A 13,326-nucleotide genomic window follows, 5' to 3' on the forward strand; every position below is an offset into this window, starting at 1 on the left:
GGTTCACCGCGCGCCGCGCGCGGCTCACCGGCCGACGGCGACGGCCATCAGGGCGAAGGCGGCGACGGCGAACAGGGTCCGCACCCGGTGCAGGGCGTTCCACCGCCCTTCGAACGCCGTGCGGGCGGCCCGCTCGTCGCCCCGGCCCCGCGAGGACTCCAGGGCGTTGTTCAGCGGGACGTTGCCGCCCGAGGTGATCAGGTGCCCCACGAGCGCGCAGACCGCGGCGATGCCCACGAGGGTTCCGGCGCTTTCCGCACGCCCGTCCGGGGCGACGAACCACGAGACGGCCGGGAAGACCAGCGACCCGAGGAAGAGCAGGATGAAGAGCGGCCCGGGTACCTTCCGGTTGATGCCCCGCATGACGAGGGTGAACGGGGCGTCGTCCACCTCTTTCAGGGCGGGCATGACGCCCGAGAGGAAGGCGAACAGGTAACCGGCGTAGAGCCCGGTACAGACGAGGGCCAGGATTTCGAGGGTCTCCGACATGGTGTCATCATCGCGGCCCCCTTCCCGTCCCCGCAGGGCTTGCCGCGGATCGGCGCCGGAGGCCGGCCGCCGGCCCGTCGCCGTCTCCGCCGCGTCCGGCCCGCCCCCCCGCGTACGACCGCCTCGCGCACCCGCACCGGCAACAGCCGCGTCGCGACTCACCCCTTGGCCGACCGCACCGCCCGCAGGATTTCCTGCATCTTCGCCCGTCGCTCCTCGTTCTTGAGGCTGCCCCCGTCCAGGGCCGGCTCCAGGGACCCGGCATCGGGCCTGGCGAACGCCCCGGGTCCGCCCGTGCCCAGGAGACCCACAGCATGGCGTTCGCACTCCGCGCGCACGGCGTCGAGCTGTTCGCGTAGGGTGCGGCGCCGTGCACCCGCGGTCGAGCGGATCTGTTTGCGAAGCTGCCAGGCCTTACCGTACAGGGCGTGCACCAGGTGGTAGCGGGCCTCTGCATTGCCCTGATCTGCCGCGTACACCTCCAGCAGGTCGTCCGCGAGCGCGTCGGCGCTGGGCCCGTCCGGTCGGTCCCGGTGCCGGGCCATGGTCGCCGCGACGACCAGCACCCGGCGGTGGTGGATTGTCTCCCCGTCCGTCCAGCGGGCGAGGTCCTCGGCGATGCGCCGCGCCTCGGGGACCGGCGTCCCGGAGCTGATCCAGTGGTTGTAGGACTCGATGAGCAGATGGCGCAACCGCTCGTCGCCGGAGCCGCTGTCCAGCAGTGCCCGTACCCGCGCGACGGCCTCCGCGTACTCCTCGCGCGCAATGAAGTCACGCACGGACGAGACGGCGACCTTCTCCCGTCCGCGCTCGCTGAACGCTTCGTCCCGAGCTTTGCCGAGCACAGCCCGTGCCTCGTCGTGCCGGCCGAGGCTGCCCAGCAGCCGGGCCAGGGCGCGGGCGGGCCCGGTGGCGCCCGGCAGCCGTTCCACCCAGCGCTCAAGTCCCGCCACCGCGGCCGTGACGAGGTCGCGCTCTCGGTCGTCGGTGGGCACGGCCGACGCTTCCAGGACACCGAACGCGGAACGCGCTGAGGGGTAGTAGAGGTCGATGGGGTCGTCGAGGCGGTCCGTGTACCGGTCGAGGATGGTGTCCGCGTTACGGCCCCAGGAGCGGGCGGTACGGCGGAACCGGTCGGGAAAGTCCTTCGTGACGGGCCCGGATCTGGTCTCCTCGGCTGCGTCGAAGATCCGCCGCAGCGCGAACGCGCTTGCCAGCTCGGAGAGCTGGTTCCGATGGGCGACGAATTCCGCTGGATCGCCCTGTACACCCAGCAGTTGGACGCTGCGCAGCACTGCCTCGTCGGCCGGGTCCAACGGCAGTTTGTCGAGCAGACGAAGATTGCCGATCACGTCGCCGGAGTACTCGGTGAGCGGCCACTCGGCTTGCGCGTCCGTGATGGCTCTGGTGATCCGCAGCTTCCACAGGATCCGACCGCGCACCCACTCCATGTGCGCCTGATCCTCGCCCTCGTCGACGGGCCTGCGGGCGCGCGGACCGGTTCCCGAGGCATCCTGGAACGCCTCGTTGACCAACTGGCGGCAAAGCTTCGCGTACGGCTCCCGGACCCTGACCGGGAGAGCCCGTACGGCCGTGTCGACGGCGGCGGTACGGCGGTCCCGGGCGGCGGCCAGCTCTGTCTCTCCGACCGAGCGGCCGACGCCGAGGAGCAGCGTGGGGCTGCGGTGGGCGAGGGTGTGGTTGAGCTCTTCGAGGCGCAGATGGGCGGTGGCGAGCGTGACCTTGCTGCGGCTGGCCAGAACGGGCGGTACCTGCCGCGGGTCGTCGTTCAGTTCACGGTCGGGAGCCGGCGTCGCGCACAGCGGTGCCGTACCGAAGGAGCCCGCAAGGACGCGGTGCACCTCGGCGCGTTCGGCGGCGCCACGGCGGATGTCGCCGTGCAGCAGGTCGCGGAGGTACAGCGCCTCCAGGTAGCGGCGCCAGGTCTGGGCGGCCGCGCTCAAATCGCCCGATCCGGTGTGCGCCACCGCCAGGTTGCGCAGCACGGCCGGGTGCAGCGGGTCGTCCGCGAGCATGATGTTCCAGCGGCGCCGGGCCGCTGTCGTTCGCCCCAGCCGCAGCTCGGACTCGGCCTGGTGACCGCCGACGTATGCCCGCAGCAGGGCGACCGCGTCCCGGTGCCTCAGCGGAGGCGGATAGGCGTCCAACGTGCTCCAGGCCTCGGCGAAGTTGGCGTCCAGCCGACGCTCGGCGGCGGCGAGGGCGTGGCCGACACGCTCGCACGGACCGGCGTCGGCGGGCGGTTCGGCCGGGGCGGGCGGCGGGGGCGCGGGGGAGCGGGACCGGCCGGCCGCCGGCGTCCGCGGCACCGGGGCGGGAGCGCCCGCCGGCCGCTGCTCCCACAGGGCGAGCACCTGTCTTTCGAGGAGAAGGGCCTGTTCGGACAGGGTCTGCCCGCATTCTCCTGCCTGCGCGGTCCTTGTGCTGTTGGCCCGCTTGAGGATGTTCCGCAGCTTCGTCGCCGGCTCCTGCAGCTTGAACTCGCACGCCCCGGCACGCTTCTGGAATTCCTCGAACGGCATGACCAGCCCTGCGGGATCGGTGCCGGTGAGCTCTCTCAGGGCGCCAAACCAGGCCATCCGTACGTCTTCCAGGGTGTCCACCAGCCGCATCAGCAGTTCTTTGTCCGCCGGGACCCGCCCGAAGCCGGCCTTGCTCGCTGCCTTCCCCTTGACCAGGGCCTGAGCCTGTGTCTTGACATTGCGGATCAACTCCTGCAGCCGTGCAGCGGCCTGCTCGCACTCGGCGAGCCGCTCGTCGGGGGTCGCCGCCTGCCCCTCCTCGTCCCGGGCCTTCTGCGGTACGTCCGGCATCGGATCCGGCGGGCCCGCGCCGAGCTCCTTCTCCGCCGCTTGCAGAGCCCTCACGTGGCGTGCGGGGTCACCGTGGGTGAACTCCCTCGCCGCCGCATGCGCGCCCAGGTCCGGGAACCGCAGCGGGCGCCAGAGCAGCCGCCGCCGATGGATCAGGGCAGTGAGCACGTCGGGCAGCAGACCCTCGGCCAGACAGGCGGCGAGCCGCTCCGGGAGTTCGGCGCGGTCGGTCTCGAAGAGCTCGCAGACCAGGTTGAGCAGCCGCGCCGCGGGGCTGTCGTCCTGCGGCAGCTGCTTCGCCAGGCGTCGTACCGTCGCGGACGGATAGCCGTTCACCATCCACTGCACGGCGAGGACGGTGAAGGCGGCCGTCCCGCCACCGCGGCGCTCCGACAGCGAGGCGATGTTCTCCAGTTCGTCGGCGAGGGCGTCCCTGGTGCGGGTGGTGGTCCGGTCGCGCAGCCGGCTGTCGGCTTTCATGTCGAAGATGCCCGACCACCGGCACTCCCCGGGCCGCAGCAGTGGCAGAACGGGTCCGGTGCCCCCGCTTTCCTCGGGGCCGTAGTCGTCGCGGCCCTCGCGGATCGTGTCAGCGATCGATTCGGCCCGGGCCCGGTGCTCCCCGGACCGGACCGGGGGGTCTTCGGCCAACTCCCGGTGCGCGAGGCTCAGATGGGCCCAGATCCGATGGCTGGCGGGAGACAGCGCGGCCGCGGCGGTCAGCCAGCGAACGGCCGCCTCCGGCCGCCCGTGACGGAGGTACAACAGACCGACGTGGTAAGGGTGTTTGGGATTGGTGCTGTCCAGTCGGTGGGCACGGACCAGCAGGGTGAGCGCGGTCGCCGGGTCGGTTCCCGGATGCACGCCGATCCGGAAGAAGCCCTCGACGGCGGCGTCCAACTGCTCTCGGCGGAGCGGCCGCCCGTCTTCCAGGGCGGACCACAGTCCGCCGACTGCCCGCCACAGCACATCGGGCCGGTTCTCCAGCGCTCTGAGTTTCCTCATGCCCGCCCGCCCCTCGCCGGCGCCGTCCCGCCGAGTTCTCCGGGCGGCACGATCAGCAGCCGCTCCCCGTCCGACACTGCCGCCCGGCTCCCGTCCGCGGAGACGGTCATCGGGTGCTCCGACACATAGGTGGTACGGCCGTCACGCACCAGTGCGTGGGAGCCGTCCGGGTTCTCCAGCACCAGCAGCCGCCCGCCGAGCCCGGCCGCCACGGGCCGGACACCGGGCACCCCGCGGAAGCCGTACCGGACCGCCAACTCGACGTCGAAGCACACGCCTTGGCCATCCGCGTCGATGACCGCGGTCAGCTCGCCGCCCGGCAGGGTCCCGGTGATCGCCCTGATCGGCTGGTCGACCTGAAGGAGCCGTTCGCCGAGCAGGTCCAGCCGATGGATGCGCTGCTCGCCGGCCACCAGGGCGAAGTCCTCCACTCGCGCCATGGCCAGCAGCACCGGCTCCAGCGGGTGCTCCGCCGCGACCCGGCCGCCCCGGTAGACGGTGAGGCCTCCATCCAGGCCGCCCACCAGCAGCCCCCCGCCGTTGTCCGCCAACACCTGTACCCCGCGCCGGTGTTCCAGCACCCGCTCCGGCCTCTCCGCGCCGAGAGACAGCCGCCACACGGTGCCGCTCCACGTGCCGATGTACAGTACGTCGTCCGCGCCGAAGGCCAGCGCACCCGGAACGCTGAAGCGGGCGCCGGGCCAGGCCGGGAGATCCACCGCACGGATCCGCCCGTCCGGGGCCGCCAGCACTGTCCGCCCGGACCAGTCCGCGACGGCCAGACAGCGCTCGCCGTACGCCCACAGCCGTGGCCGGTCCCGCAACTCCGCACTGCCGACGGCCTCGTATGCCTCCGAGTGGACGGTGAGGGTCCGCCCGTCGCGTACGAGCAGTCCCAGGCCGCCGGGGAAGAACACCGGGTGACCGCGCGAGGGCAGGGCGGGGCGGTCGTCAGTGTGCTGCCAGGCCGACTGTTTCTCGCGCGCCCGCACCTCGAAGGGCTCGCTGGTGACCGGGTCGCAGCCGGGAGCGGTCGCGACGAGCCGTACCCCGGATGCGGACCGCCCGAACGCCAGATCCGTGAAGACGGCCCGGTCCCGGGCGACTTCCACGGTCAGCGTCCCGGTCAGGTCGGCGTCTTCCGGTTCCGTGCCGATCGTGATCACGCCGCCGGCCGGCCACGGGGAGGCGCCTCCCGGCGCCGAGCCCGTGACCGTCACCGGCGGTAGTGTGTGGCCCGCCACGGTGTCGGCGGGGGGCGCGCCGAACCGCAAGACGGTCCGCGTCTCAGCGGTCCGCAGTCCAAGGGCCTTGGCCACCTCGTCGATCCAGCGCGGCCGCGACGCGGAGATCCAGTTGATCCGGTGCACGACGTACGGCACCTTCTCCCTGGCCGCCGGATCGATGAGCAGCGGGATGAGCCGGCCGCCCTCCGGTGGGTTCAGCTTGTGCGCCTCGTGCAGTTCCCACTGGCAGACGTCTTTGTCGAAGTACGTCCTCGAATAGAGCGCCACCACATGGCGGCTGCGCGGCAGGGCCTCCTCCAGGAAGCTCTGCCAGTCCGCGCCGAGGGGGGTGCCGCTGGTACGGGAGACGTCCAAGTAGATCTTGGGCGCCGCGCCGCGCGCGGTGACGTAATCGCCGAGCGCGTCCTGCAGGTCCTTGGCCTGGATGTAGTCCTCGCGGGCGTAGCTGATGAACACGTCCCACTGCTCCGTGGGGTTCGCTCTCGTCATCGCAGGATCCTGGAGATGGTGCCGATCAGCTCGTCGAGACGCGTCCGGCTGGGGGAGTCCAGTCGGCGCCTGGCGCGGCGCCGTATGCGTTGCGCTTCCTTCAGGATCGCGCCCAGCTGTGAGCGCACGGTGTACGGGCTGGTGCGACTCCCCTGCTGGGCCAAATCGTTGAAGCGTTTCACGAGCTCGGAGACCTGGAGGGTGGCCATCACCCCTTCGAGCTCGTCGAGGCGCTCGGTCACCAGGAAGGTGAGTTCGTCGAGCTGGTCGCGGGTGCCTTCCCCGGCGCTCTTGCGGGCCGTTTTGATCTCGGCCGCCAGGGTGGTGAGGGAGCCGTTGAAGCGGTCGGCCTGAGCGGTGCCGGTGATGCCGTTCCGCACCGAAGACATGATGCGGTCGTACTTCCCGTACAGGCCAACCACGACCGTGGCCTCGTCGATCTCCTTCATCCGTTCGGTGATGGCCTGCGCGAGCTCCAGTACGACCCGCGTGCCCGCTTCGGTGCGTGCCGCCCCCTTCACCGCGGGCAGCCTGCGCTCCAGCGTGACCAGGCGCTGGCGCAGGGCCGTCAGCCCGTCGACGGAGACGCCGCCGCGCACCGACTCCATGGCGGCGATGTACTCCTCCACGGCTGGGTTGATGACCGTGGCCTCCTGCCAGCTTCTGATCGCCTTCAGCAGCTCGTCGGCCTGGGGGAGGGTCCGGTCCGTGCGGGCAACCTCCGCGCAGGCCGCCGCCCGGTCCGGGTGGCGGCGCAGACGGTAGAGGCAGGCGGCGTAGAGGAAGTTGAGCCAGGCGAAGCGGGGAAGCAGGGACAGGATGTGGGCCAGCAGCCGCTCGGCCTGGTCGGTGTGGCCCGTCTGCATCAGCACGGAGGCGTGCTGCCCGTCGTTCTCGGCGATCAGCGAGTAGAGGTCCTCCGTGCGCTCGGCGGTCAGGCGCGGTGCCGGGGGCGCGGCCCGCCAGCCGGGGCGGCTGAGCAGGAGGGTGAGATAGGCGTCGAAGTCGTCGAGCACGACACTGCTGCGCCAGCGCGGGTCCACGCGCAGCAGTTCGCGCCGGGCGCGGGTGAGATCACCGGTCTTGAAGGCGGACACGGCCGGTGCGGCATGGGGGCCGAGGAGCGCGAGCCGTAGCCTGCGCGCCAGGGCTGCCACCTCCCTCCGGTCCACGTCCGCCTCGGCGGCGCCCCGTTCGGCGGTGTCCAGGGCCGGCTCCAGACTGCCCTCCCGCGCCTGGGCGAGGGCGAGGAGATAGGAAACGGTGCCTTCCTCGGGAGCCAGCTCAAGATAGGTCCGCAGGTCCGCCTGTGCGCCCCGCGGGTCGGAGCGAACCTTGTGCTTGTACGCGGCGATCTCCGGTGGGGTGAGCTGGCGGCGCAGTTCGCGGCGCAGTTCGCGGACCCTCTCGCGCAGGTCGTCCGGGATGTTCTCGTCGCGCAGCGGGCGCAGGATCCGCAGCGCCTCCGATTGCTGCGGCCCGCCCAGGCGGTAGAGGCAGTACGCGCGCAGGTATCGCCCCTCCTGGTGCTCGGGATGCGCCCGGAGGTACTCGCTCAGGAGCTCGAGTGCGAGTTCGCAGGCCCCGTCGGCCACGTTGGCCCGCGCGTCTTCCAGCAGGTCCTCGTGGCCGTCGTTGAGGACGAGCGACATCTCGTCGAGCGCGGCGACCGGAGGCGCGAGGAGCAGCGCCGTCTCCGAGGCCGCCCGGGCGGCCGTCTCGCGGGCGATCTCCTCAAGCCGGCGATCGTGTTCGGTGAAGCCCCTGGACCTCCTGGTCTCCATCAGCTCCTTGAACTCGAAGGCCGGGGCGTGCAGCGGGCGCACGCGGATCTCCTGAAAGGTGTGGTCACGGCCGGTGCTGCTCACGTGCCCCCTCTCATCGCTCCGGTAACTCGCCCGGTTCGGGCACCGTGCCGAGTGCGTGCTCGGCCAGTTCGCGGCAGAGCAGGTACTCGGCCTCCTGGTCGACCTTCACCATCAGCAGCAGCACCCGGGCCAGCGAGGCCTGTTCGAAGAGTTGATCCTCGTCAGCGGCGGGTCGGTACTCCACCGGCGGCAGCCGGTCCAGCAGCTCCCGGTGGTCGGCCGTACGGCGCCGTCCGGGCAGAAGTCCCGCCAGCTGTCCGGGCGCAGACCCGGCCCGTCGGCTAGGCATCTTCCTGTACATCTGTCTCCTCGGGCAGCAGGATTGCTCCGGTGCTGGTGATGAGCCTTTGTTCGGCGCCGTACAGCACCTCGGCGCCCCGCGTGTACACCTCCGAGGCGCGGTCGAGTTCGGCGAGTAGTTCGCGCAGGGCGAGTTTGGCCGGAGCGTCGTCGGGCAGACCGCGGACCCTCGGGTACACGATCAGCTCGATCCGGTGGCGCAGTGCCTGCGAGCGGCGGCGCTGGTCATCCGGCGTGGCCCGCTGGGTCGGCATGGCCTCGTCCTCGATGCCGTACGCGTCCTGGAAGCGGGTGAACTTCGCCTTCAGTCTGCGGTAATGGGCCCTGTCCTCCGGTGCGCGGTCGGGGTCGTCCAGGAACTCTGTGATCAGGGCAAGGTAGCGGGAGATGGCGTCCCCTTCGCCCCCGAGGGCGCGTTCCCGTTCGATCAGGTCCAGCACCTCGGGCAGCATGATGCCCTTCGCGAGTCCGGTCCCGCCGTCCAGCACGGCGAGGGCCTGTTCCCGCTCGGACTGGCTCAGCGCGAAGCAGTAGTGGACCAGCCCGCCGATGAGCGCGGCGTCGCCGAGTTCGGGATCCGCCGTACGCACCGCCTTCACCCGCTCGTCGAACTCCGCGAAGTCGGCCGTCGAGGGCGCCCCGCTCAGGGCGGGGCGCCGCAGCCATTCCCTGACCAGCGCGACCAGCCGCAGGAGGGCGATGCCGGTACGGAGCAGCTCCGTCGTGCGTTGGCGCTCCTTCACCTCGGCGTCCTCCCGGGGCTCCCGCGCAAGGGCGGCCGCCTCGCGCCGGACCTCTTGCGCGAGGCGGTCCAGCCACTCGGCCAGTTGCCGGGGATCGCCTTCCGCCCAGTCGCAGACCAGCAGCCCCAACTCGGCTTGGACGGTGGGCACTCCGCGCTCAGCGTTACGACGGCGCGCGTTGGCGAAGGCGTCCCGCGCCTCGTCGGTCCGCCCGTCGAAGACCGCCTGCACGCCTTTGACCAGCTGCAGGTCGTTCACCTCGGGCGGGATGCGCTCAGTGAGCTCGCCCAGCTCCCGGACCCGGTCGAAGTGGTGCAGCGCTCCGTCGGTCTCCCGCCGCCGCCAGTGCCCGAGAGCCAGCTGGAGATGCGATGCGGCGGCGATACGGCGGCTGTGCGGACGGGTGTTCAGCAGCTCATACTGCTCGGCGTACAGGTCGGCGACACGGTCGTGGTTCTCCAGCCTCGACTGAACCCACAGTTCCAGGTAGGCGGTATGCGCCGAGTGCCCGTCGACGTCCACCAGTTCGTCGAGGACGGTCGCGGCAGCGGCGTACCGGGCCGGCTCGTAGGTCCCGAGCATCGCCCGCACATAAGCCTGCGCGAACCGGATCTGAGACAGCCCCTTGCCGCGGGGGCCGGCGTTGACCGCCTGGCCGAGCAACCGGTCGGCCTGCTCCAGCTCGTCGCGGTCGTCGCTGTCGAGCAGGGCCAGGGACTCCTCGTACGGCCGCCTCCAGCGATTGGGCAGCACGACGAAGATGTACAGACTGTTGGCCACCATTGACAGGAAGAGCAGTAGCGTCGTCCCCAGCAGCAGGATCGTGGTCATGTGTGCGTCTCCCCGCGCCGGGCCGCCAGCAGGGTGAGGTCGAAGTCGGCAAGTCGGATGCCGTGTCGATGGATCTCGCCCCGGCCCATGTGCCCCTGTTCCCTGACCTTCTTCAGGCCCGATCTGACCTGTTCCGAGATGTGGCCGGCCGCGTCGAGATGGCCGAGGCCCAGGAAGGTCTCGGCGTAGTCGATCATGAGGTCGAACCGCCACCACATCAGGGTGCTGCCGTCATGCAGCCACTGGTGCACAAAGGCGTTGGCCGTGACCAGGTCGCCCAGACCGATGAGGCACGTTGCCACGTCGTGCGCGTATTCACGCCGTTGACCGGGTGGCAGGCGGTTGAAGGCCGCGATTGCCGTCGCCTTGAGCCGTTCGGCGAAGGAGTCGCCGGCGGCCCCGGCGTGCCGGACCCGGCCCGCCGGCGACAGGGCGCCGATGATCGACAGCTGCTCCTGGTGCGCTTCCGCGCGCTCCGGATCGACGAGCACCGCCCGTTCCAGCAGGGAGAGTGCCTCCAGCGGTTCCCGCAAGTCCTGGCGGGCGATCTCGGCGGCGAGCAGCAGCAGGTCGTAGCCCGGGCGATCGACCAGGGCGGCGTGGGCGAGCCCGAGAGCCCGGCGCGGCTCCCCCGCGTCCCGCAGCGAACGCACCGTCGTCACCGGGTCCATCGCATGCCGTGCCGTGTCGAGTATGTCGGGGAGCCGCCCCGGCTCCGCCTCGCCGGGCCCGGCGCCGCGCAGACCGGTGAGGACGCCCAGCGCCTCCCGGGCCGCTCGCACCTGCTCTACGCGCCGCATCCACACGGGTAGTCGGCCGGCGCCCCGCTGCCCGCCGAACATCCAGGCGCAGGCGGCCCGTTGCATGAGCCGCTCAGGACCGCCGTGCGGCAGCGACTCGAAGCAACGCAGTGCCGCGACAGCCAGCGCGTGCAGCCCGGGGTCCCGGCCGCCGGGCGGCAGGCCGCGGGCGGCCTCCGGCGTCAGATGCGCCAGGCGCTCCGGCACGGCGAACAGCTCGCTCAGCGACGCCGGGCCCCACGCGGGCAGGGGCAGCAGCAGCGGGCGGTGGCCGGCCAGTACGATGTCGGCGGGCAGCGGGACCAGGCCGGGGCCGATCCCGTCCCGCCAGCCCGGGAATGCCCGCAGCGCGGCGCTCACGCAGGCCAGCCGGTGGGCCGGATCCGGGTCCGCGAGGACGTCGTCGAGGCTGCGGCTCGCGTCGGTCTCGTAACTGATGATCTGGAACCAGCGGCCGTCGAACTGCCGTTGCTCACCGTGCTCTTCGCGTGTCACCGGCACCAGGCCGGGACGGCGCGGGCGGGTCTGCCAGGCCAGGAGTTCGGCCCGCTGCTCGCCGCTGACCTCCTCGGCCGGGATCAGCCGGTACCACCGGCGTCGACGCGGGGCGCGGTAGAGCGAGCCCCACCAGCCCATGCCGGCGTACTCGGCGTCGAGCTCGTTCTCGATGACTTGCGTCGGGTCATCGACGGCTGTCGTCATAGGCCTCCTCTAACCGGTCGGCCAGCTCGTCCAGAGCGTCCTCGGCCGCGCCGCCGCGCACCGCGTCCAGGAAGGCGCCGAGCGCCTCAGTGAGCGCGGCGGGCGCGGCGCCGTCCTGCGCCGCGCGCAGCGCCTTCCTGGTCATGCGGCGGTATTCGGCCGGTACGCCGGAGGGGTCGACGCCGGTGAACGGCGAGGAGGCGGGAGCCGGGACGGACGGTGGGGCCGGGCTGGGCCTCAGGACGGGTCCCGGGTGTGATTCCGGCGCCGACGCGTTCGGCGTCGCGGCGGTCACCGGCGGCGGAACCGCGAAGTCCGGCGTCCCGCCCGCCGGCGTCACGCCGGGCCTCGAAGACGCCGCGGGGGCGGACACCGCGGCGCCCACCGGCCGTACCGTTGTGTACAGTTCGAGCAACGCCGCGCGCCGTTCCGCCAGTTCGTCGATCTTGCCGATCGTCGTGCTCTGGTCGAAGGTCGCCTGGTACTCGCGCCCGGTGTTGGCGTGGGTGACCTGCACTCCGAGCAGCCCGTTCACGTCCAGCGAGAACTCGACCTCGAACTGGTGGTGGCCCTCGGCCCTGGGCTCGATATCGTCGAGGTGGATGGTGCCGATCAGGGAGTTGTCGTAGACGTACTCGCCCTCACCTTGGTAGATCGCAGCTTCGATGTGGTCGGCCATGTCCGGGTTCGTATACGTCTTCGTCTGGCGGGTCGGAATCTTGGTGCCGCGCGAGATCAGCGGGTTGAAACGGCGCTGCTGGACTCCTACGCCCAGGGTGTGTTCGGTGATCAGAGTGACGGTGTAGTCCTGCTCGTCCGCGGAGCGCTCCGCGTTCGGGCGGCTGGCGAGGTCGAACGCGTCCGTCGGCTCGAACCGGTTGGCCACGATTGCCGCACCCCGGGCGACCAGTGTGTCGGGGTTGGCGTCGGCCCGTACGAAGTTCTCGTCCTGGTCGAAGTAGTCGAGCAGGATCTGCTTGACCCGTGGGATGCGCGTCGAACCGCCCACCAGCAGCACGGCGTTGATGTCCTCGCGCCGCACGCCCTTGGCGGTGCGGGCGAACTCCAGGGCTTCGTCGACCTCGTGCAGGGAACGGTCGAGGATGGGCTGGATCAGCCGTTCGAAGCCGGCCCGGTCGAGTTCCAGGGGCGTGGCCCTGCCGCCGAGGTCGATGGTCGTGGCGGAGCGCAGGGACAGCTCACGCTTCGCGGTCTCCGCCGTCGCTTTGATCCGCAGCCGGTCGATATCCTTCGCCACCTCCTCGCCGAGCTGCTCGACGATCCACCGGGCGACTGCGTCGTCGAAGTCGCCGCCGCCCAGCCGCTGGTCGCCGGCGGTCGCGATGACCTCGATCTCGGTGTTCCGGGTCTCGATGATTGACACGTCGAAGGTACCGCCGCCAAGGTCGAAGACCAGATAAACCTGCTTTTCGGGCTCGGCCCGGTCGACGCCGTAGGCGATGGCCGCGGCGGTCGGCTCGGGGATCAGCTGGCGCGGATAGAGGCCGGCGAGCAGGGCCGCCTCCTCGGTGGCCTTCTTCTGCCGCTCCACGAAGTAGGCCGGTACGGTGACCACCGCATCGTGGATGTCGCTGCCCAGCGTCTGCTCGGCGATCTGCTTCATCCGCATGAGTACCAGCGCGCTGATTTCCTGCGGGCGCAGCCACTCGTCGCCGAGCCTGGCCCGGACCGGATCGTCCACCGAGTAGACGCCCGCGGCGCCGAAGCGCTGGAGAAGTTCCGGGACGAACACCGCGCCCATCTCGCGCTTGATCTCCACCAGCGCGTCAGCGGCGCCCGCCGGGCCGCTGATCGCGTTCTTGGCCTCGTGCCCGACGACCAGCGCCCCGGTTGCCGGGTCCATGCGGATGACCGAGGGGGTGGCGACCGCGGCGGTGCCCTCCAGTTCCGGGTCGGCGAGGATGACGGGGGCGAATTCGGCGGGGTCGTAGGCCGCGACGGCGGAGTAGGTGGTGCCGAGGTCGATGCCGACGACCCGGTGCAGCTCAGCGTCCAAG

General features: G+C 71.5%; 8 protein-coding genes. All 8 read right to left on the minus strand.

From position 1 onward, the window contains the following. Positions 1–24 precede the first annotated feature (24 nt). Positions 25–489 (minus strand): DUF1772 domain-containing protein, encoded by a 465-nt coding sequence (locus tag KBZ10_RS04380; protein ID WP_210986155.1) that lies wholly within the window; start codon positions 487–489, stop codon positions 25–27. A gap of 158 nt (positions 490–647) precedes the next feature. Then, positions 648–4,328, minus strand: coding sequence for a hypothetical protein (locus KBZ10_RS04385; protein ID WP_210986156.1), 3,681 nt, complete (start codon positions 4,326–4,328; stop codon positions 648–650). Beyond that, positions 4,325–6,064, minus strand: a complete 1,740-nt coding sequence (locus KBZ10_RS04390) for a toll/interleukin-1 receptor domain-containing protein (RefSeq protein ID WP_210986157.1) — start codon at positions 6,062–6,064, stop codon at positions 4,325–4,327. The genes KBZ10_RS04385 and KBZ10_RS04390 overlap by 4 nt, the downstream gene beginning before the upstream one ends. After that, the gene (locus KBZ10_RS04395; RefSeq protein WP_210986158.1) at positions 6,061–7,932 is read right to left on the minus strand and encodes a tetratricopeptide repeat protein; all 1,872 of its coding nucleotides are present in this window, start codon (positions 7,930–7,932) and stop codon (positions 6,061–6,063) included. The genes KBZ10_RS04390 and KBZ10_RS04395 overlap by 4 nt, the downstream gene beginning before the upstream one ends. 10 nt (positions 7,933–7,942) lie before the next feature. After that, positions 7,943–8,221, minus strand: a complete 279-nt coding sequence (locus KBZ10_RS04400) for a hypothetical protein (RefSeq protein WP_210986159.1) — start codon at positions 8,219–8,221, stop codon at positions 7,943–7,945. Further along, a complete protein-coding gene (locus KBZ10_RS04405) occupies positions 8,214–9,806 on the minus strand; it encodes a hypothetical protein (RefSeq protein ID WP_210986160.1) in 1,593 nt (530 codons plus the stop codon). The genes KBZ10_RS04400 and KBZ10_RS04405 overlap by 8 nt, the downstream gene beginning before the upstream one ends. Further along, positions 9,803–11,308, minus strand: a complete 1,506-nt coding sequence (locus KBZ10_RS04410) for a hypothetical protein (RefSeq protein ID WP_210986161.1) — start codon at positions 11,306–11,308, stop codon at positions 9,803–9,805. Before KBZ10_RS04410 ends, KBZ10_RS04405 begins: the two co-directional genes overlap by 4 nt. Then, the gene (locus KBZ10_RS04415; protein WP_210986162.1) at positions 11,289–13,325 is read right to left on the minus strand and encodes an Hsp70 family protein; all 2,037 of its coding nucleotides are present in this window, start codon (positions 13,323–13,325) and stop codon (positions 11,289–11,291) included. Before KBZ10_RS04415 ends, KBZ10_RS04410 begins: the two co-directional genes overlap by 20 nt. Position 13,326 lies beyond the last annotated feature (1 nt).

This window comes from Streptomyces sp. F63, from assembly GCF_018070345.1.
GTDB lineage: Bacteria > Actinomycetota > Actinomycetes > Streptomycetales > Streptomycetaceae > Streptomyces.

Excerpts from the sequence above, each read along its gene's own strand:
- KBZ10_RS04405 (WP_210986160.1), bottom strand. The coding sequence starts at position 9,806 with ATGACCACGATCCTGCTGCTGGGGACGACGCTACTGCTCTTCCTGTCA.
- KBZ10_RS04400 (WP_210986159.1), bottom strand. The coding sequence starts at position 8,221 with ATGCCTAGCCGACGGGCCGGGTCTGCGCCCGGACAGCTGGCGGGACTT.
- KBZ10_RS04385 (WP_210986156.1), bottom strand. The coding sequence starts at position 4,328 with ATGAGGAAACTCAGAGCGCTGGAGAACCGGCCCGATGTGCTGTGGCGG.
- KBZ10_RS04390 (WP_210986157.1), bottom strand. The coding sequence starts at position 6,064 with ATGACGAGAGCGAACCCCACGGAGCAGTGGGACGTGTTCATCAGCTAC.
- KBZ10_RS04410 (WP_210986161.1), bottom strand. The coding sequence starts at position 11,308 with ATGACGACAGCCGTCGATGACCCGACGCAAGTCATCGAGAACGAGCTC.
- KBZ10_RS04380 (WP_210986155.1), bottom strand. The coding sequence starts at position 489 with ATGTCGGAGACCCTCGAAATCCTGGCCCTCGTCTGTACCGGGCTCTAC.